This is a genomic window from Streptomyces sp. JLBT605 (assembly GCF_058215555.1).
Window position 1 is genome coordinate 7,082,700 of sequence record NZ_CM177087.1, and the last position, 18,479, is coordinate 7,101,178.

The 18,479-nt window shown below is 69.2% G+C and carries 18 protein-coding genes and 2 pseudogenes; 13 read left to right on the top strand and 7 right to left on the bottom strand.

Going from position 1 to position 18,479, the window contains the following annotated elements:
* Positions 1-223: 223 nt before the first annotated feature.
* Positions 224-808, top strand: a complete 585-nt coding sequence (locus AC4BDD_RS30655) for a DinB family protein (RefSeq protein WP_490688741.1) — start codon at positions 224-226, stop codon at positions 806-808.
* 8 nt (positions 809-816) lie between these two features.
* On the opposite strand, the gene AC4BDD_RS30660 is transcribed toward AC4BDD_RS30655, so the two are convergent.
* Both AC4BDD_RS30660 and AC4BDD_RS30665 read right to left on the bottom strand, forming a co-directional pair.
* Entirely contained in the window at positions 817-2,331 is a 1,515-nt protein-coding gene (locus AC4BDD_RS30660; RefSeq protein WP_490688742.1) for an erythromycin esterase family protein, read from the bottom strand.
* 288 nt (positions 2,332-2,619) lie between these two features.
* Complete coding sequence (locus AC4BDD_RS30665; protein WP_490688743.1) at positions 2,620-3,234, bottom strand: CGNR zinc finger domain-containing protein; 615 nt, start codon at positions 3,232-3,234, stop codon at positions 2,620-2,622.
* 103 nt (positions 3,235-3,337) lie between these two features.
* Between AC4BDD_RS30665 and AC4BDD_RS30670 the strand changes: the two genes are divergently transcribed.
* A complete protein-coding gene (locus tag AC4BDD_RS30670; RefSeq protein ID WP_490688744.1) occupies positions 3,338-4,186 on the top strand; it encodes an SDR family NAD(P)-dependent oxidoreductase in 849 nt (282 codons plus the stop codon).
* A gap of 246 nt (positions 4,187-4,432) precedes the next feature.
* Here AC4BDD_RS30670 and AC4BDD_RS30675 read toward each other — a convergent pair whose 3' ends face one another.
* A complete protein-coding gene (locus AC4BDD_RS30675; RefSeq protein WP_490688745.1) occupies positions 4,433-5,332 on the bottom strand; it encodes a LysR substrate-binding domain-containing protein in 900 nt (299 codons plus the stop codon).
* Positions 5,333-5,442: 110 nt separating this feature from the next.
* Between AC4BDD_RS30675 and AC4BDD_RS30680 the strand changes: the two genes are divergently transcribed.
* From AC4BDD_RS30680 to AC4BDD_RS30690, 3 genes and pseudogenes are all read left to right on the top strand, one after another.
* Positions 5,443-5,991: an allene oxide cyclase barrel-like domain-containing protein gene (locus AC4BDD_RS30680; RefSeq protein WP_490688746.1), complete on the top strand. Its 549-nt coding sequence runs from the start codon at positions 5,443-5,445 to the stop codon at positions 5,989-5,991.
* 544 nt (positions 5,992-6,535) lie between these two features.
* Positions 6,536-6,957 (top strand): annotated as a pseudogene (locus AC4BDD_RS30685) (transposase); the annotation flags it as partial.
* A 39-nt stretch (positions 6,958-6,996) separates the two neighbouring features.
* Positions 6,997-7,335, top strand: a pseudogene (locus AC4BDD_RS30690) (transposase); the annotation flags it as partial.
* 67 nt (positions 7,336-7,402) lie between these two features.
* Here AC4BDD_RS30690 and AC4BDD_RS30695 read toward each other — a convergent pair.
* Entirely contained in the window at positions 7,403-9,679 is a 2,277-nt protein-coding gene (locus AC4BDD_RS30695) for an MMPL family transporter (protein WP_490688747.1), read from the bottom strand.
* A 174-nt stretch (positions 9,680-9,853) separates the two neighbouring features.
* On the opposite strand from AC4BDD_RS30695, the gene AC4BDD_RS30700 reads away from it, so the two are divergent.
* Positions 9,854-11,026 carry a sensor histidine kinase gene (locus tag AC4BDD_RS30700; RefSeq protein ID WP_490688748.1) on the top strand — a complete coding sequence of 391 codons (1,173 nt, stop codon included), beginning with the start codon at positions 9,854-9,856 and terminating at the stop codon, positions 11,024-11,026.
* A complete protein-coding gene (locus tag AC4BDD_RS30705; RefSeq protein WP_490688749.1) occupies positions 11,001-11,663 on the top strand; it encodes a response regulator in 663 nt (220 codons plus the stop codon). The genes AC4BDD_RS30700 and AC4BDD_RS30705 overlap by 26 nt, the downstream gene beginning before the upstream one ends.
* Before the next feature lie 659 nt (positions 11,664-12,322).
* Here the strand turns inward: AC4BDD_RS30705 and AC4BDD_RS30710 are convergent.
* Positions 12,323-12,853 (bottom strand): GNAT family N-acetyltransferase, encoded by a 531-nt coding sequence (locus tag AC4BDD_RS30710; protein WP_490688750.1) that lies wholly within the window; start codon positions 12,851-12,853, stop codon positions 12,323-12,325.
* 336 nt (positions 12,854-13,189) lie between these two features.
* Positions 13,190-13,822, bottom strand: coding sequence for a type III effector protein (locus tag AC4BDD_RS30715; RefSeq protein ID WP_490688751.1), 633 nt, complete (start codon positions 13,820-13,822; stop codon positions 13,190-13,192).
* Positions 13,823-13,950: 128 nt separating this feature from the next.
* Between AC4BDD_RS30715 and AC4BDD_RS30720 the strand changes: the two genes are divergently transcribed.
* The 5 genes from AC4BDD_RS30720 to AC4BDD_RS30740 all read left to right on the top strand — a co-directional run bounded on the left by AC4BDD_RS30720 (position 13,951) and on the right by AC4BDD_RS30740 (position 17,233).
* Positions 13,951-14,382 carry an Hsp20/alpha crystallin family protein gene (locus tag AC4BDD_RS30720; protein WP_490688752.1) on the top strand — a complete coding sequence of 144 codons (432 nt, stop codon included), beginning with the start codon at positions 13,951-13,953 and terminating at the stop codon, positions 14,380-14,382.
* 102 nt (positions 14,383-14,484) lie between these two features.
* Positions 14,485-14,880, top strand: coding sequence for a DUF2267 domain-containing protein (locus AC4BDD_RS30725; protein ID WP_490688753.1), 396 nt, complete (start codon positions 14,485-14,487; stop codon positions 14,878-14,880).
* 64 nt (positions 14,881-14,944) lie between these two features.
* Positions 14,945-15,382 (top strand): DUF2267 domain-containing protein, encoded by a 438-nt coding sequence (locus AC4BDD_RS30730; RefSeq protein ID WP_490688754.1) that lies wholly within the window; start codon positions 14,945-14,947, stop codon positions 15,380-15,382.
* A 181-nt stretch (positions 15,383-15,563) separates the two neighbouring features.
* The gene (locus AC4BDD_RS30735) at positions 15,564-16,115 is read left to right on the top strand and encodes a YciI family protein (protein WP_490691983.1); all 552 of its coding nucleotides are present in this window, start codon (positions 15,564-15,566) and stop codon (positions 16,113-16,115) included.
* Between the two features lie 566 nt (positions 16,116-16,681).
* The gene (locus AC4BDD_RS30740) at positions 16,682-17,233 is read left to right on the top strand and encodes a GNAT family N-acetyltransferase (protein WP_490688755.1); all 552 of its coding nucleotides are present in this window, start codon (positions 16,682-16,684) and stop codon (positions 17,231-17,233) included.
* A 261-nt stretch (positions 17,234-17,494) separates the two neighbouring features.
* On the opposite strand, the gene AC4BDD_RS30745 is transcribed toward AC4BDD_RS30740, so the two are convergent.
* A complete protein-coding gene (locus tag AC4BDD_RS30745; RefSeq protein WP_490688756.1) occupies positions 17,495-17,740 on the bottom strand; it encodes a hypothetical protein in 246 nt (81 codons plus the stop codon).
* A 377-nt stretch (positions 17,741-18,117) separates the two neighbouring features.
* Here AC4BDD_RS30745 and AC4BDD_RS30750 point away from each other — a divergent pair, with 377 nt between their 5' ends.
* A complete protein-coding gene (locus AC4BDD_RS30750; protein WP_490688757.1) occupies positions 18,118-18,384 on the top strand; it encodes a hypothetical protein in 267 nt (88 codons plus the stop codon).
* Positions 18,385-18,479: the final 95 nt, after the last annotated feature.

An 18,479-nucleotide genomic window follows, 5' to 3' on the forward strand; every position in this document is an offset into this window, starting at 1 on the left:
ATCTTCCGGTGCGACAACGTGACTACATGTAGGGGCAGAGCGCAACGGCCGTCACGCTCCACGCTCGCGGAAATGGGTAAGAGGGTGTCTCACATGGCAAGTTTCGCAAGCTCCTTGTAGCAGGCCAGGGCGGCGGCCATGGCCAGGCATCAGCTCTGCCAGTCGTTGCGGACCACGTACGGGATCTTGAGACCACCAGCAGCCCATGGCAGGCTCATGCCGCATGATCGATGAATTCGCGAAGGACAACCTGCACGGGAGGCTGCGGCGGGACCGCGAGGCGCTGCTCTGGAAACTCGACGGCTTGTCCGAATACGACGCCCGCCGACCTTTGACAGCGACCGGGACCAACCTCCTCGGCCTGGTCAAACACGTGGCCACCGTCGAGGCCAGGTACTTCGGCGAGGTCTTCGACCGCCCTTCCCCGGAACCGCTGCCCCGGTGGCAGGACTCCGACGGCAGCGATCTGTGGGCGGCCGAGGACGAGACCCGCGATCAGATCATCGGGTTCTACCGGCGCACGTGGGAACACTCGGACGCGACGATCAACGAGCTGCCCCTCGACGCCCCCGGCCACGTGCCGTGGTGGCCGGACCCTTATGCCGACACGAACCTGTTCGCCGTCATGGTCCATGTCCTCGGCGAGTCCATCCGGCATACCGGGCACGCCGATATCCTGCGCGAGGGCCTCGACGGCCGGACCGGGTTGCGCGCCGAACACGAGAAGCAGATCGACGAGGAGGCCCGTGCCGCCTACCGCGCGAAGATCGAGCAGGCCGCCAGGTCGGCCGCACCCATCAAGGCTTAGAGGTTGTCTCACGTGAGGCGATGTTCGGGCGGCACGATGCCGGTCGTCGGTGCTGATCTACCGAAGCGTCTGGTTCCGGATGAACTCTGGGAGCCGGCCGCCCGCAGCCGGAACCAGCCGGCCCCCCCCACACGCTGTCCACCATGGAGTTCTTCACCTCGTAGGGTGGTCCGGTCCGCGGCCCGGATGTCGTGCAGGTGGATGAGCAGGTCGAACGACCGCGACAGCGCGACCGGGGCGTCCGGCCAGGGGTAGGCGGTGCCGATCTCGCGGGTCGGGCGAGGCACGCGCAGCCAGTCGCGTGCCGGGGCAGGGGCGGTCCGCATGTCCAGTAGGTAGTCGTCGTACCGCACCTGGTCCAGGGTGTGCTCGTTGTTGCCGGACGGGGCGGGCCGCAGGGTGACCTTCCGGACCTCCTTGTCGAGCAGCTTGTCGTCCGGTTCGGTGGCGTTGAACGAGCCGTGGTCGAAGGACAGCCCGACGTTCACATAGCCGGCCCCGAGCCGGTCGCGCAGGAAGGCGCCCTGCGGTTTGGGGTAGTGCTCCGGGTCGTCGGAGACATAGGCGACGTGGCCGTTGTGCGCGGACAACAGGACTTTGTCCCCCGTTCGTTGCTGCCACCACAGCGTGTTCTCGGCCATGGTCCGGTCACGGTAGAGCATGGCCTCCGCGACCTGGCTCTGGTCGCCGAAGTCGAAGGCGTACAGCCGGGCGGTCTGGTCCAGGACGGTCGCGTTCCGCAGAGCCCAGGCGTACGCCTCCGGTGCCGCTTCGCCCGGCGCCGGGTGCTCGCGCCGCAGCAGTTCCAGGGCCTGCCCGGTCCGGGACGCCATCGCGCGCCGCTCGGCCAGTGGCTTGGCCAGATAGGTCGTCATGTACGTGTAGGTGTCCGTGGTTGGGCGCAGACCGCGGTAGAGCCTGGTGATCTCGGGGAGCAGCCCGGGGTGGGTGTCGCGGACGTACGCGGTCACCGTGTCATAGAGGTCCGGCCCGGCGTACCCGGCGTCGTTCCCCATGAACCGGACCGGATCATGCGGATGGGCCTGGTTGTAGGCGCGCATCCACTGGACCAGTGAGAGGTACTCGCGGGTGTTCCAGAAGAGGTACGACTCCTGGAAGTCCTCTCTCATGATCTGCCGTGGATCGCCTTTTCCGTGCAGTACGTAGGTGTTCAGCCGCAGACCGGTGCTCCAGGGAGCCTCGAGGGAGAAGGTGCGGAATCCCTTCTCCTCGACCAGATACCGGAAGACGCGGTGCTTCAGGGTGAAGAACTCGTGGGAACTGTGGGTGGCTTCGCCCATCGCCACGACCTTCGCGTTTCCGACCATGCGCCCGAGCGGGCGGAGATCGCGTGCCGCACCCGCGGGATCGGTTGAGCGCAGAGGGTGGGCCGCGTGCTCGATGGCGGTCACGACGGCGTCGCGCTGCCCGGGTGGGGCGGCCGCCGCCGGCCCAGAGGCGCCCAGGAGCGCACCCAGGCAGAGCGTGAAAGCCAGTAGGGGGGTTGGCTGATGTCGCTTCATGCGCCCCAGGGTCGCGGCCGAGCGGGATGGAAACCATCCGACTGGTACCCGTCTCGGGGTGGGGGCAGCCCTACCCGGTGCCGGGCTTGTCCCGCCACTTTCGGCGGCCAAACGGGACCGTGCACTCTGCGAACCCGACCCGGGCGCGACCACCCCGCCGAGGCCCTCACATGACCGAGCAACACCCTGACGAGCGCACGCGCACCCGGGAGGCGGTGGACCGGCTCCTGGCCGTGGCCCTTGCCCTTGCCGGCGACGATGATCACCCTCCTCGCTGGAAGGGCGGTCTCACGCCTCGTCGGACGGCGCACCGCTGCCATGGCGCTGCCGCTGGCGGTGTTTGCGCATGGAGACCTGAGAGCCGCAGCCAGTACTGCAGTACAGCCCTCTCCCATTGCGGGTGCGGTCGAAGAAACCGAAATGGCATGGGGGATTCCGGCACGCCTTGATGCGCCCCCAGTCGCTGCTCTGGGCGAACGTCGTCACCGCGGCCAGTACGGTTCCGAACACGCGGGGCGCCCCCGCCTGCGGCGAGGTCAGCTCTACACCGCCGGCCGTGACCACCGTCGCGAGCGGGTAGAGCGAACCCACACGTCGCAGGTGCCGCTCGGCACGCAGTAGCGGCTCACCCAGACTTTCCTCGTCGCCGGAGTGCGCGAGCAGCACGGTCACCAGGGCATCGCGCAGCTCGCGCGCGACCGCGGCGTCAGCGTCGGTCACCACGGTTTCGCCACCGAACTCGTCGCGCTCCGCAAGCCACGCCGCGAACGAGTCCCCGTCCCCGAACAATTCTCGGCGACCCGATCCGTCCGCGCGCGTGTTCACGAACGCGAGAACGGTCTCCACCGTCGGTGTGACGGTGCGCGGGCTGGGTTTGGGGGATCCGGCTGCCGCATCGATCATCCTCCCACTGTACATCAGTATGAGCGGTGCTAATCCAGCTAGTGAGCAACCTACAGTCGATCTGGCGTTGACTCGTTGCGAGCTAACAGCTTACGGTCGCAACATGAACGGAACATTCAACCCCCAGACCCACCTCCGCGCATGGCTGATCACCGGCGCGACGTCCGGCATCGGCCGCGAACTGACGCTCCAGGCACTGGAGAACGGCGACACCGTCTCGGCCCTCGCCCGCGACACCTCCTCCCTGGAAGAACTGACTGAAGTGCACGGTGAGCGCCTGCTTCTCATCCAGGCGGACGTACGTGACGAGCGAGCCGTCCGAAACGCGGTGGAAAGCACGCTCGCACGGTTCGGCCGTATCGACGTGGTGGCCAACAACGCCGGCTACGGACTGTTCGGAGCCGTCGAGGAGGCCTCCGACACACAGGTCCGCGCCGTGTTCGACACCAATGTCTTCGGAGTGCTCAACGTGCTCCGCGCGACGCTGCCGGTGCTCCGCGCCCAGCGATCCGGGCACATCCTCCAGGGCTCGTCCGTCTACGGGCAGTCCGCCCACCCCGGCGTGGGTCTGCTGGCCGCCACCAAGTACGCGGTCGAGGGGCTGTCGGACGCGCTCGCGGCCGAGGTCGCACCGCTCGGCATCAAGGTCACGATCATCCAGCCCGGGATGACCGCGACCCCCTTCCTGGCCAACCTCGATGTCGCAGCCGGCCTGGCCGACTACGACCAGACCGTCCGCGAGGTTCAGAAAGGCATCGGAGAGCTGCCGGCATCCGCGTTCTCCACCGCGGCGCGGATCGCCACAGGCATCCGGACCGCGGTCGACAGCCCCAACCCTCCGCTGCGCCTGGCCCTCGGCACGTCCAGCGCGACGGGCATGCGCCCCGCATTGGAGGCACGCATCGCGGACCTGGACGGCTGGAAGCGCGTGACCGACGCCGTCGACAGGTAGTAGGCCACGAATCGCACCGGGAACATGGCCATGGCGGAGACGGCCCGGCCCGCTCACCACCCGGCCATGACCAGTGGGCCCGGGTCGAAGCCACGGCAGACGGCTTCGACCCAGACCCCTGTACCACCACTGCTCCGCACTCTCCCCGGCGGGCGTCGGCCGCGCACCACACCGCATCGCACCCCTGCCGACAGGCTGTCGCGTGCGGAGCCGGAACCGCCGTGCCGCTGACGCCGGGTCAGATCGTCATGGCTTCTCCTCGGGTTCGTCGGTGGTCCACTTCCAGCTGGTGATCGTGGTGCGCAGCAACTGGGCGGCGGTCGGCAGGTGGCTGCCGGCGCCCCAGTACAGGGTTACCGTGCGACGGCAGTCGGGGCTGTCGACGGGGATCCAGGCGACGGGGGTATCCGTGGCCGTGCGGCGGGCGAAGGAGGGGACGAGGCCGATGCCGAGTCCGGCGCCGATCAAGCCCGCGATGGTGCTGTGCTCGTCGCTTTCGCAGACGATCTTCGGGGTGAGGCCTCGGGCGGCGAAGAGCCGATCGAGCAGTCGGCGCAGCCAGTGTCCCTCGCGTGCGGTGACGAAGGGCTGGTCGGCGAGTTCGTGGATGCTCACAGACGTACGGTCCGCGAGCGGATGATCGAGTGGCGTGACAACTCCCACCGGCTCATCGAACAGCCGTACCGCCTCCAGGCCCTCGCCATGGATCGGCTGCGAAGCGACACACAGATCGACATCCTGGGCCCGCAGGCGCCGGGCCATGTCCTCGGCGGACGACCAGTGGAGCTCGAGCTCCACGGAGGGGTGGGCGCGCTTGTAGGCCGCCAGTGGGCCGGTGAGGGTGAGGAAGGTTTCCGACGCCAGCCTCACGGTGCCCAGGCCCTTGCTGGTGGCCTCGGCGACGGCGCGTCGTCCGGCCTGGAGCTCGCCGAGGGCACGTTCGACGTGGTCGCGGAAGAGCTTGCCCGCATCGTTCAGCCTGAGCCGACCGCTCCGGTCGAACAGCGGTGTACCCAGTTCGCTCTCCAACCGGGCGATGGTGCGGCTCAGCGACGGCTGCGCGATGTGCAGCTCGTCGGCTGCCCGGCTGAGGTGCTCCAGTCGTGCCACCACCAGGAACTGCCTGAGCGAGTTCAGCTCCATCATGCCTCCGAGATCATGACGCCATAGTCATATTGATCTTAGACAAGATGACTCATCGGACATAGCGTCGAGGGTGTTCGCATGTGGGAGATCGCAATAGAGGAGGAGTCGCGATGGTCACCAGCAGCCTGGGATCCACTGCCGTACATCGGAGAGAGCGGGGGAATCCGCGTGGAAACAGCAACACACGAGCGAGGCTTGTGAGGCTCGTTGCCGTATCGATGGTCGCCGCTGCGATCGGCGTCTGTGCCGTGGACAGCGCCGACGCCGACACGCCGGACAAGGGGCGAGTCGAGGTCCTCGAACTCAAGATTCAGAACGATCAGTACGCGGCTACTGATCTCGGCCCGGCAGGGCCCAGCTTGGGTGATATGGACGTCTACTCCGGCGCCGCCATAAGGGACGGCCGCAAAGTCGGACGTGGGGGTGGTTCGTGCCAGGTCGTCCACCTCGAGGGCGAAGAACGCACCACGCAGTGCCTGATCACGATTGAACTCGAGCGTGGCTCTCTGACGATGCAGTCGCTCTGGGAGAGCGGAAAGAGCTCGCTCGACATGGCCATCACCGGCGGCACAGGCGTCTACAGCAATGCCCGGGGCACTGCCCGCTACACGGACATCGCAACCCCGAACGAGAGGTTGCGGGCAGAAATACTGCACTGAGGCGCCGCGGGCGGAGCCTGGGCGCGGGCTTGTCCGACAAGTCGACGGTCCCCGTCAACGGAGCCGGGGATCGCAGAATTCTGCCTCGATGGCCGCCTGCTCGAGTGCCTGGTCGCATGGTTCGGCTGCGTTGAGTGCGCCCCATGCCGGGCCTTCGGTCCCGTACACCGTGGTGCCGGTGAGTCCGACTGTGGTCCTTTCCTCGGCGAGCGACGGCCCGTCACTGCTGGGAAGGCGCCCGCGGGGCGTCCGCCGCCGACAGAAACCTAGCGAGCAGTAGTGCTCAGTGGCCCAGCCGGTGCCGAGCGTAGTCCGGCTGGGCCACACCGACCTCGAAGCGGTTCTCGTCGAGGCCGTTGACGACCCGCAGACAGCCCCCGGCGAAGACGAACTCCACCGCCACCGTTCCAGCCGCCAGGTCATGGTCTGCCGGCCGCCACTCAAGCAGCGCGACCTCGCACAGCTCCTAGGGCGCGTATCGAGTCGTGATCAATTTGCGGGATGTGCCTTCGTGGCACGGTCGCGGTCCGATAGACGGTCTTACGTGACGCGAGTGCAACTGACCTGTCCAGGTTGGGAGTTCATCAAGCCGTACCTGCCGATCGGCGAGTACGGCCCGTACCCCGAGCGACTGCGGCAGCAGTTCGAGGGCGTGATCTGGCGGTTCAAGGCGGGCGGGCAGTGGCGGGAGATGCCGACGGAATTCGGCGCCTGGTCGACCGTCCACAACCGCTTCCGGCAGTGGCGTGACGCCGGCGTCTTCGAGGCCCTGCTGGAGGGCCTGATCACGGAAGCCGCGAAGCGGGGTGAGGTGGACCTGTCCCTGGTCAGCATCGACTCCACCACCGCCCGAGCCCACCACGACGCGGCCGGGATGCACCTCGATGAGGACGTCGTCGCCGCCCTGGAGAAAGCCGCGGCCGAGGAGGAGAAGGCCAGGTCGAAGGGGGCGGCCTCGAAGAGCAAAACGAGCAAGAGACCGAAAGTGATCCCGCGCTGGAAGAACGATGACGCATCCGGCCGGACGCGGTCGCCGGGGACAAGGCGTACTCGTCCTGCGGAAACCGCGCCCACCTGCGCAAACGCCGTATCAAGGCGGTCATCCCGGAGAAGAGGGACCAGGCCGCCAACCGGAAGAAGAAGGGCTCCAGAGGTGGCCGACCCGTCAGCCACGACGCCGATCTCTGCAAAGAGCGGAACACCGTCGAACGCCTGATCAACAAGCTCAAAGCATGGCGAGGCATCGCCACCCGATACGACAAGACTCCCGACAGCTACCTCGCCGGTCTCCACCTGCGCGCCTCGATGATCTGGATCAAGGACCTCACCAGGACCACCCGGTGATCACGACTCGCTATACCCCCAGGTGACGCGCTGAGGTGCCGGACGCCAAGGGCGGGCAGGAGTCGAGTCAACGGTCAACCAGCCGTGGACGCGGGGCCTCACCCGCGGATTCCGCGTCCGCGTCGGTGCCGTCGGTGCCGATCGGGCCGCGGGGAAGCATCCGGTCCAGCCACCTCGGCAGCCACCAGTTGGTCCGGCCGAGGAGTGTCATGGTCGCCGGCACCAGCACCATGCGCACGACCGTGGCGTCGATGAAGATCGCGGTGGCCAGGCCGAGCCCGAACATCTTGGTGGAGGGGTCCTCGGCGACGGCGAAGGACAGGAAGACCGCCACCATGATGAGGGCGGCCGAGGTGATGATCCGGGCGGTGCGCGAGACGCCCTCAACGATCGCCGTGCCGTTGTCGCCGGTGCGCAGGTACTCCTCGCGTACGCGGGAGAGGAGGAACACCTCGTAGTCCATCGACAGGCCGAACAGGATGGCGAAGAGGAACATCGGGATGAACGACACGATCGGAACCGTCGCTTCCAGCCCGATGAGTGCGCCTCCCCAGCCCCATTGGAAGACCGCGACCATGATGCCGTAGGCCGCGCCGATGCTCAGCAGATTCAGCAGTACCGCCTTGAGCGGTACGAGTATCGAGCGGAAGACCAGCATCAGCAGCAGGAACGACATCGCCAGCACGGCGGCGACGAACACCGGCAGGCGCTGGCTGGTGCGTTGGCCCACATCGGACAGGCTCGCGGCGGCGCCGCCGACGTGGGCCCTGGCCGGGCCGGGCCCGATCGCCGTGGGCAGCACGTCGGTCCGCAGCCGGGCGATGGTGTCGGCCGTGGCCTTGTCCTGAGGGCTGGTGGTCGGGAACACCACGAGGGTCGCGATGCCGGTGGCCCGATCGATGTGCGTCGGCGCGACGGATGCGATGCCCGGATCCGCCGCGACCGCCCCGACGAGTCGGTCCAGCACTCCCGGATCACCGGTGGGATCCGCGGCGATGACGAGGGGACCGTTGGTGCCCGGGCCGAACCCCTCGGCGACGAGGTCGTAGGCGCGGCGCTCGGTACGGCTGTGGGGCAGTGAGCCGTCGTCGGGCAGGCCGACGCGCAGGCCGAGCACGGGCAGCGTCGCGGTCAGCAGCAGCCCCGCCGCGCCGATCGCGTACGGCACCGGGTGCCGGCTGACGTGCCCGATCCAGCGACGCCACCCGGCGGCGTGGGCGGCGCCTGCCGCCGGGTCCCGCCGCCGTGCGAGTCGGCCCAGCTTCCTGGTCTGCAGAGCCCGGCCGATCCGGCCGGCCCGGGCCAGGCGCGGGCCCGCCGCGCCGAGGAAGGCCGGCAGCAGCGTCACCGACGCGACCACCATGGTCAGGACGACGATCGAGACGGCAACCCCGCCCACCGTCATGAACGGCACGTTCGCGACCGCCAGGCCGAGGATCGATACGACGACGGTGCCGCCGGCGAAGACCACGGGCCTCCCCGCCGTGGCCACCGCTCGTCCGGCCGCCGCCTGCGGATCGAGCCCGCACGCGAGGTACTCCCGGTGCCTGGCGAGCACGAACAGCGCGTAGTCGATGCCCACTCCGAGCCCGACCATGCTGCCCAGGACCGGTGCGAAGGTGGGTACGTCCATCACCCCCGCCAGTACCGTCATCGTGGCAACTCCGATGGTCAGTCCGAAGACCGCCATGCCGATCGGCAGCGCGGCGGCGACGAGCGAACCGAACGCCAGGAACAGGATCGCGGCCGCGGCGAGGATGCCGATCAACTCGCTCGCGCCGCCGTCGGGGTCGGAGAAGGCGTAGAAAAGGTTCCCGCCCATCTCGATGCGCAGGGGCAGCTCGGCGCGCAGCCGGTCGCCGAGATCGACGAGGGCGTCGAGGTCTTCGGCCGACAGCCGGCTCTGGTCGGGATACTGCACCCGGACGACCGCGATCCGCCCGTCGGCCGAGACGAGGCCGCCGCGCACGGCGGTGTCCCCGCCTGCGTCGAGTGCCCCCGCCGGGTCGCTCGTGCCGAGCACGTGCGGCAGCCGCTTCACCTCGGCCCGCAGCCGCGTGAGAGCGGTGCGCGCGCTGCCGTGGTCGAAGAACGTCGCACCGTCGTCGAGGGGGGTGACGACCACTTGGGCGGTCATCCCCTCCTGGCCGGTGCCGGCCCGCTCGATCAGTTCCGCGGCCCGTTGGGAGTCCAGTCCCGGAGCGGTCATCGAGTCCGCGGTCCGCCCACCGAAGGCGACGGCGGCGAGGACCGCGAGCGTGGCGGCGATCAGCCATGCCGCGATCACCCGCCAGGGATGGCGGGCGGCGCTTGCGCCCAGGCGCAACAGGGCTTTCGAGAGCATCGGTTCCTCCAACCACCTCGTCGGCCGTCCTTGTACGGCCGACGAAGCGAGGGTCCTCGCCGCGGCGCTCCGCGGCATCGGCCCGCGGGCCGCGGATCCGTCGGCCCCGGGGCGGAGTGACGACCCGTACTTTCGGCCGATGCGCGGCACGCCGCGGCCCCTACGCTGAGAACCGTGCTCCGAGACGACCTGCGAACCCTGTGGACCGAACCCCGGCCGCCCGACGCGCCCGTCCGGGTGTGGCGGGACTGGGCGCTGCTCGCCGCGGGCCTTGCCGGTGTGGTGCTGGAGGCCACCCTGCGCGAGAACGTCGTGTGGCGGCCGGTGGCCGTGGTGATCGCCGTATGGCTGTGCCTGCTGCCCCTGTGGCGCCGGACCCGCCCGCTGGCGATGGTGACGCTGGCGTTCGGCTCGGTGATCCTGCTTCCGGTGGCCTCGCTCGTCGCCACACCGCGCGAGCCCGTCGGCCTGTACACCGGCACGGTCGTGCTCGTGCTGGTGTACGCGCTGCCCCGGTGGGGATCGGGACGCGAGATCGTGCTGGGCGGCGCGGTGATCATCGCGGCCGGCGCGCTGTGTGTCGCCACGGACGAGACCCCGGTCGTCGAAAAGGCCGTGGGCTTCGTCTTCCTGCTGCTGCCCGGCGTGGTCGGGGCTGCCGTGCGGTTCCGGGTGACCGCTCGCGAGCGGCAGTTGGAGCAGGTGCGCTCCCGCGAACGCGAGCAGCTCGCCCGGGAACTGCACGACACGGTGGCCCACCACGTGTCGGCCATGGTGATCATCGCCCAGGCGGGCCGGGTGCTCGCGGGCATCGACCCGTCCGCCGCCGTCGAGGCGCTGGAGGGGGTCGAGGAGGAAGGGGCGCGCACGCTGGAGGAAATGCGCGCCATGGTCGCCGCGCTGCGCGACCGCGGGGTCGGCGCCGAGCTGGCGCCCCCTGCCGGAGTCGCGGATCTGGAGCGCCTGGTGCGCACCCCGGGTGGTCGCCTCAGGGTCGACCTGGGGCTCGACGGCGAACTGGACGCGCTGCCCCCGGCCGTGGACGCGGCCGTCTACCGGATCGTGCAGGAGTCGGTGACCAACGCGCTGCGCCATGCGGTCGACGCGACCGAGCTCGTCGTTCGGGTCGCCGCGGAACGGCACATGGTACGGGTGAGCGTGCGCGACAACGGCAGGCGCACCGGCCGGGGTCGCGAGGGATACGGACTTACCGGACTGCGCGAGCGCGCGACCCTGCTCGGCGGCACGCTACGAGCCGGCCCGGGTGCCGACCGGGGCTGGCTTGTCGAAGCCGAACTGCCGAGAGCGAGGAGCGAGAGCGGTGTCCATTCGCGTCCTCGTCGCTGACGACCAGACGATCATCCGCACCGGGTTGCGGATCATGCTGAACGCCCAGCCCGGCATCGAGGTGGTCGGCGAGGCCGCCGACGGGCGGGAAGCGGTGCGTCTGGCCTGCGAACTGCGCCCCGACGTCTGCCTGTTCGATATCCGCATGCCTGTATTCGACGGGCTCGAGGCCACCCGGCTGGTCGCCGGCCCGGGCGTCGCCGACCCGCTGGCCGTGGTCGTCATCACCACGTTCGACCTCGACGAGTACGTCTACGGCTCACTGCGTGCCGGCGCCCGCGGATTCCTCCTCAAGGACACGGGACCGGACCTTCTGGCGCAGGCCGTACGGTCGGCGTCCGACGGTGAGGCGCTCATCGCGCCCAGCGTCACCGTCCGTCTGCTCCAGGCCTTCGCGGACCTGCCCGCCGGCCGGCCCGTGGCCCAGCCGGTCTCCCCCGTCACCGCCCGCGAGGAGCAGGTGCTCCTCGCAGTCGCTCGCGGGCTGACCAACACCGAGATCGCCGATGCACTGCACATCAGCCTCAGCACGGTGAAGACGCATCTGGCCAGCCTGATGGCCAAACTCGGCGCCCGCAACCGGGTCGAGATCGCCATGTGGGCCTACGAAACGCGCCGTATCCTCCCCGGAACCTGAGCCGGGTGCCGGGCCATGTCCCATGAGTCCCCCCGCCCGGACATCAGTGCACCGGTCGGCTCACGTCGGCTCCACGTGCCCCACCAGCCCCAGCGCGTGACGTACCAGGAGGCCGGAACTGGGACGGTGAGACACCCGATACGACAAGACTCCCGACAGCTACCTCGCCAGTCTCCACCTGCACGCCTCGATGACTCCGTCATCCGCCGACCAGTGAGCCTCGCCAGACGTGATCCGTGCGCCTGCCGAACCGCCTCGATCCCGATCAGGAAGGACGGCTTGAAACCAGAGATCACCATGTACACAGCACCTGAGTCTCCCGGCTTCAGCCCGACCGGCCAGCGCATATTCAAAGCAGCAGGTCCGGTTCCGCGGTGTGTGCCGGCCGGCGACGGCTGGGCGCTTACCTGCTGGACCACATGGTCGAGGCTTTCGACGACAGCCCGGGACCCCGGGGGTTGGTGCTGGAAGCCGAAGCCAGGATGGGGCAAGGCCGCACGGGCCCGCTTCCTGGTCACACTCGAAGAGCCGGTGCGGTCACTGCCACGTCACGGCTGCCCGTCGATGATCAATGGGTGTAGGTCTTCTGTGGGAACCTCCGAGCCGGGAACTTCCCCGCGGAAGGGCAAACGCAGCCGCGAAGCGCCGGCCCGAGCAGATCAGGGCCTCAGCAGTCCGCCCACCCACCAGTCGTGCGGTTTGCCGTCGTTGGCGATGCCGCGATTGCGCAGCGTCCCTTCGACGGTGAAGCCGAGCTTCTCGGCGACGGCACGCGAACCGGTGTTCCCGGCCATGGCCCACCACTCGATGCGGTGGACGTCGAGGATGGCCCAGCCCCAGTCGCACAGGGCCCTAGCGGCCTCCACCGAGTACCCGCGTCCGCGCTGCTCCTTGACCGCCCAGTAGCCGAGCTCCCAGACGCCGCGGCTGATGAGGGTCAGGCAGTACGAGCCGACCAGGGCGCCGGTGTCCTTGCGGAACGCGCCGAGCGTGTAGTCCTTGTCCTCGGCCCACTGAGCGGGCAGCTTCTCGCCGACGAGCCTCTCCGCGTCCGCACGCCGGTACGGCACCGGCACCGGGGTGTAGAACTGGATGTCCTCGTCCTGGCAGGCTTCGTACACCGCATCCACGTCGGCAGGTGTGAAGGCCCGAAGCACCAGACGGTCGGTCTCGAGAGTCACTGGATCCACCGCGGCAGTATGACCACCACCAGCAAGCGACGACCAGCGAATATCCCGACCGAGCACCGCACATCACAACACCCCGGGCTGGTCAACGGTCGTTGCCGTCCATCAGCACCGCAGGAGAGGGGCCTTGTGGAAGGTATCTTCGGCGTCGGTCGGGTCGCCGCCCTCGCCCGGCTGTGCCCGGCGACGACGACACCCCTTGCCACGCGATGGCCGAGGGAAGACGTCGACGGACTGGCTGGCCAGGGTGCCGCGCGCCTCATCATGCGGCGCTGGGCGCCCCATCGAAGAACAGCCCCGCTCGCCGACTCCTCGTGTCAAACGCTGGGGTGAGCGGGTTCAGGGGGGTGTGAGGCTGTCGAGCTGTGCGGCGAGTCCGGGGTGATTGGTGGTGAGGTGGGGGCGGGTGGCGTGGAGGGGGTTGATCAGGTCGGCGGGGTTGTCGTGGGCGAGGGCTGCGTGGAGTTGGCTGAGGGGGAGGCGGGCCGCGTCGGGGAGGTCGGTGAGGGCGGCGATCTGGCCGGCGATGCGGCGCAGGTCGGCTGCGTTGCGGCGGGCCCAGGTGGCGGTGGTGCGCTCGGCGGCGCGGCGTTCGCGGGTGGCCTGGACGCGTTGTTCGCCGGTGGTTCCGGCGGGGCCGGGCCGGTTGCGCAGGTAGCGGCGTTCGGCGGCCTGGCGGCTGGCGACGCCGAGGGGGTGGGCGAGGTCGGCCCAGCTGGCTCCGGCGTGGCGGGCCGTTTCGATCAGCCCGGTTTCCCATCCGGCGAGCTGCTCGCGTACCTGCCGCAGCAGGAGGAGGGAGGCCAGGGCCTGATCCGTGCCGACCTCGCGGACCTCGGGGGTGTCGGGGATCTCGTGCCGGGCGGCGCGCAGGGCTTCATCTATGGCCTGAAGGGCTGCGGCGGCGGCGAGGAACGACGCCGGGCTGTTCGCGTCGGCGCTGGGTGAGGCCGGTTGGTCGGCCGGGGTCATGGGCACCTCCCTCAGATAGTCATCCATTGGATGACGCCAACGTTTGTCATCCAATGGATGACATGTTACAACGGTTTCAGTGAGCGCATTGGCAGCAACTGCCCGAACCGTCTGGAGGTGCTTTTCCCATGTTGATGCGCACTGATCCTTTCCGTGAGCTCGACCGGCTGGCGCAGCAGATGATGGGCCCGGGCACCTGGTCGCGGCCGTCCCTGATGCCCATGGACGCCTACCGCGAGGGTGACGAGTACGTGGTGGCCTTCGACGTCCCCGGCGTCAGCGCGGACGCGATCGACATCGACGTCGAACGGAACATGCTGACGGTCAAGGCCGAGCGCCGACCCGTGGCGAAGGCCGACGACGTGCAGATGGAACTGTCGGAGCGGCCACTGGGTGTCTTCTCCCGCCAGATCGTGCTGGCCGACACGCTGGACACTGAGCGCATCCAGGCCGACTACGACGCAGGCGTGCTCACCCTGCGCATCCCGATCGCCGAGCGCGCCAAGCCCCGCAAGATCGCCATCGGCGTCGGAACCGGCCGCAAGGAGATCTCCGGCTGAGCCGGACAGTGAAGGGCTGAACAGCGGCGGAGGACGGGTATCTGATCTCCCCCCTCGCCCGTCCTCCGCGTCCCACGGACAGAGGGAAGGGAGGCGGCCGACGTGGCTGTGCGATGGGAAGCGTTCCTCGACCTTGTGAAGGAACGCGGCGAATACGACACCTTGCAGGAGGCCGAGCGCGCGGCTCGTGTGGTGCTCGCCCTGCTGGGCGCGCACCTGGTCGGCGAAGTGCGCGCCCAGCTCGCGGCGCGTCTGCCGGAGGACTTCGCCCTGATCCTCCTCAACCCGCTGCAGAGCGCCGAGCCGCTGCCACCGGAGCGGTTCGTGCGGGCAACCGCAGCCTGGATCGAGGGCGCCACCGAACAGACCGCGGCCTGGGACGTCAGCGCCGTCCTCAGCACGGTCGCCGACGCCGCCGGCGACCACCTGCTGGGTCAGATCCTGCTCCAGCTCCCCGCGGGCTACGACCTCCTCTTCGGCCACCCCGAGCCCACCTGACCACCCACCCCCGGTGCCCGTATACCGGCACCACGACCCTGGTGACAGAAAGGCAACCACCGCAGTGATGTCCGACCGACACGCACCGCTCCAGCACCCCCACGGGAGGGCGTACGAGCAGATGCTGGAGAGGGTCCGCTACGACGGCGCCTACCCCACCCGCGAGAAGGCCGAGGAAGCCGTCCACCTCGTCCTCGCAGGACTGGGACGCCAGCTGACCGGCGACGAACGTGTCGAACTGGCCGCCTGCCTCCCCCTCGAAGCCGCCCGCATCCTCACCGCCCAGATCCCCGACACCCGGCCGCTGACCGGCTGGGCCTTCGTCAAAGACCTCGCCGCCCGCGCCGGCGCCTCCCTGGCCACCACCCGCTGGGACACCGGATCCGTCTTCTCCGCCGTCGCGGCCTACGCCGGCCCCGATCTGATCACCCGCATCCTTCAACAACTCCCCTCCGGCTACGCGCTGCTGTTCGGCCGCGCCGAACTCACCCCCGCCGCATAAGCCGGCGACGAGCGGCCCGGGGCGGGCACGACCGCCGCGTCACTGTCCGCCCTTCGCCCTCGGCTGCCACCCAGGTGACCGCCGTCGCCGTGACGTGCGGCGTCGCGCTTGGCGAAGAAGCACGTCAGTCTCGCAGTGAAACTCGCTCGACCTGGTTACCTCCTTGAAGAGATCCTTGAGCATGGAGTTCCTCTGCTACCACCGCGACCGGCCAGGCTCCCTGCCGCTGCGCGACGAGTTGCTGGAAGAGCATTGGTCCTACATGGACCAGTACGCGAAGGAGATGATCGCCCGGGGCCCGACTCTCGCCGACGACGGCGACAGGCCCACCGGCAGCGTGCACATCGTCGACCTGCCTGATCCCGCCGCTGCCCGCTCGTTCGCCTTCGACGAGCCGAACTACCAGGCCGGCGTCTACCGGGACGTGCTGCTGCGACGGTGGCGCAACACGCTGGGGCGCACCATGTGGGACTTCCCCGGCGGGCGGACTGGGGGCAACCGGTATCTGGTGCTCGGCCTCGGCACGGGACCGGCCGCCGACCTCGCCGGGCGGCCCGACCGGAACGAGCTGATCGCCTACGGGCCGCTGCTGTCCGACGACGGCACCACCTGGCTGGGCACAGCGGCGTTGGTCCGAGCGCCGGACACGGACACGGCACGCGCCATCCTGACCCCGGACCGGTACGCCGACATCGAGGTGCACAACTGGCAGTTCGGCGGGCGCCCGTCATAGCCGAGGATGTCCGCCGACATCACCGTCGAAGCCCTTCGGATCGCCCAGCATCCTCGTGTTCCGCCCGAACCCACGTTCTCGGCCTTCTTGTGTCGGGACTTGGCCATCAGCATCACCTCGCAGGTGCCGTGCTCGCCGAGGTGGGTCAGGTCGGGCGGCGGTGGGTGACAAAAACGCGGTCCGGTCTCCACCGAGGCTCCTCTCATCACCGCACTCTGCTGCCCCACGCCATCCCGGGCGGGGCCTGGGGGCGTGGGGCAGCAGGTCCAGGTCCCGGGAGGGGGGTCTGGGCGTCGCGTTCCGCAGGTGGGCGAGGTCGCGCAGTTGCCCATCCGGCGCTGTATCTGAAGGAGAGGGGCGAGGGCGGTGTCACGACGCCGTCTTCTTCCGTTGCGTTGTCTTCGCGGGCGACTTCTTGGCCGTGGCCTTCTTTGCGCATGCTCTGACCTGCTTCCTTGTGGTCATCGACGTCCGGTCCGCGGGCGGCCATCGTGGGGCCGGCGGCCACCGGACGGGCGGGCGTGCGAAGATCTCATGATCGGATAGGCGTACTTTGAAGGATGGCTATGTTCGCGATTTCCTTGGGGGATGGGGCCGAGCTGCGGCCTTTGGAGCCGTGGCAGGCTGAGGAGTTCCTCGCGCACATGGACCGGGGCCGTGACTTCATCGGTGCCCACATGGAACTGCCCGACCTCGTCGCGAACTTGGACTCCGCTCGCAGCTATCTCCAGCTTTACGCCGATAAGGCAGCCTCCGACACCGGCCGACTGTATGGCATCTGGCTCGACGGCACCCTCGTGGGTGGCGTCTCTTTCCCGAAATTCGACGCCGCCGCCGGTATCTGCGAGGCCGGCTGCTGGCTTGAGCCTGCTGCCACAGGCCGGGGCCTGGTCGGACGTGCAGCACGGCTGATCATCGACTGGGCATTCAACGAACGTGGCATCCACCGCGTGCAGTGGTTTGTGTCGCCGGACAACACGCCCAGCATCAACGTGGCCAAGCGACTCGGCATGACCTGTGAGGGCGTGCTGCGCGAGACCTACCTCTACCGCGGCGTTCGCCACGACGCCGAGGTCTGGTCGGTGCTGGCGCCGGAGTGGCAAGCCTTGGGCAGCTGAGCGGTCCTTTGGTTCGCCGTTTCTCCACGATCACAGCATCCGGCGTCCGGTCAGCCTCCCTACCGGTCGCACACCCACTGAGCGTTGTTCAACCTGAATTCGCTGGTCATGGGGCTGGCGTGAGTGCCGCCTGCCGCTGTCGAGCGCAACCCTGGACGTGGTCTCCGGCCTGGTCTGCGGTTACCTGAGGAAGATCCCCGCCCGGGGAGGTCGCGCAGTTGCCCATCTGGTGTGTCTGAAGGAGAGCGGGCGAGGGCGGTGTCAGGACGCTGTCTTCTTCCGCATCGTCTTTTTGCGGGCCGGCTTCTTGGCCGTGGCCTTCTTTGCGCCTGCGCTGGCCTGCTTCGATGCGGTCTTTCTCGCCGCGGTCTTCTTCTTCAGGGGCTCCCGCGCCCGGTGCCGGCGTCCGCGACGGCCGTCGTCTCGTACGGTCGGGCTGCGTTCAGCACCACTGCGGCTTTCGAGGCGCTGCTCGGCCTGGCGTTCGTCGCCGAGGGCCGCGTGCACTCGTCCGGTCTGGGAGACGCCAGCTTCCTGGTCGCGGCCAGGTTCGCCTTTGCCGCGGCCGCGCTGGGCAGACCGAGGGCAACTGCCGGGTGCCCGAGGTAGATCCTTCTCGACCGCGCGCAGCTGCTTCCAGCCGACTTGGTTCTCGTAGTGGCCAGGTTGTCGACGTCGGCGGCGTGAGTCCGAGCCGGGCCGCGGCCCGCGGCCTGTTCAGCGGGATGCCGAGGCGAGTCTGTGATCCTGCTCGATCAGCCCGCGGTCGCGCGCCAGGACGCCGTGGGCCTGCTCCAGCCGTACGAGTGCGAAGCCGCACTTGAGGCGGGGTGCCCGCCAAGCGCCACATCAGACGTCGTGCGCCCCGCCTGTACGGTCAGGGTATGGATGCCAGTGGCCGGCCAACCCTTGATGAGATCGAAGATCGCTTCGTTGAGCTTGCCGCGGGTCGGCTGTCCCGCGACGAGGCCGACCGCTGGGCGGCGAGGTGGGTGGGGGAGGACGGGATCGTCTGGGACGACCTCTCCTGGTGGGCGCTGAACCGCCTGCACGGAATCGATCTGCCCGTGGGCGAGAGCGGCGGCTACCTGCACGACGACGGACAGCTACGGGCATGGCTCGCTGAGCTGAGGAAACGCCGAGCGATGTGAAGGGGCCGCAGCCGGGCCAAGCTCCCGGTCATTGACCAGGATGTCCGCGTGGTCGCCCGGGTGCCGTGCGGGAGATCGTCGACGCCGCGGGCCGA

What these genes read in the sequence shown, in the direction of transcription:
- AC4BDD_RS30655 (WP_490688741.1), top strand. Translation starts at nt 224, where the DNA reads ATGATCGATGAATTCGCGAAGGACAACCTGCACGGGAGGCTGCGGCGG.
- AC4BDD_RS30660 (WP_490688742.1), bottom strand. Translation starts at nt 2,331, where the DNA reads ATGAAGCGACATCAGCCAACCCCCCTACTGGCTTTCACGCTCTGCCTG.
- AC4BDD_RS30665 (WP_490688743.1), bottom strand. Translation starts at nt 3,234, where the DNA reads ATGATCGATGCGGCAGCCGGATCCCCCAAACCCAGCCCGCGCACCGTC.
- AC4BDD_RS30670 (WP_490688744.1), top strand. Translation starts at nt 3,338, where the DNA reads ATGAACGGAACATTCAACCCCCAGACCCACCTCCGCGCATGGCTGATC.
- AC4BDD_RS30675 (WP_490688745.1), bottom strand. Translation starts at nt 5,332, where the DNA reads ATGATGGAGCTGAACTCGCTCAGGCAGTTCCTGGTGGTGGCACGACTG.
- AC4BDD_RS30680 (WP_490688746.1), top strand. Translation starts at nt 5,443, where the DNA reads ATGGTCACCAGCAGCCTGGGATCCACTGCCGTACATCGGAGAGAGCGG.
- AC4BDD_RS30695 (WP_490688747.1), bottom strand. Translation starts at nt 9,679, where the DNA reads ATGCTCTCGAAAGCCCTGTTGCGCCTGGGCGCAAGCGCCGCCCGCCAT.
- AC4BDD_RS30715 (WP_490688751.1), bottom strand. Translation starts at nt 13,822, where the DNA reads ATGACCCCGGCCGACCAACCGGCCTCACCCAGCGCCGACGCGAACAGC.
- AC4BDD_RS30720 (WP_490688752.1), top strand. Translation starts at nt 13,951, where the DNA reads ATGTTGATGCGCACTGATCCTTTCCGTGAGCTCGACCGGCTGGCGCAG.
- AC4BDD_RS30735 (WP_490691983.1), top strand. Translation starts at nt 15,564, where the DNA reads ATGGAGTTCCTCTGCTACCACCGCGACCGGCCAGGCTCCCTGCCGCTG.
- AC4BDD_RS30740 (WP_490688755.1), top strand. Translation starts at nt 16,682, where the DNA reads ATGTTCGCGATTTCCTTGGGGGATGGGGCCGAGCTGCGGCCTTTGGAG.
- AC4BDD_RS30750 (WP_490688757.1), top strand. Translation starts at nt 18,118, where the DNA reads ATGGATGCCAGTGGCCGGCCAACCCTTGATGAGATCGAAGATCGCTTC.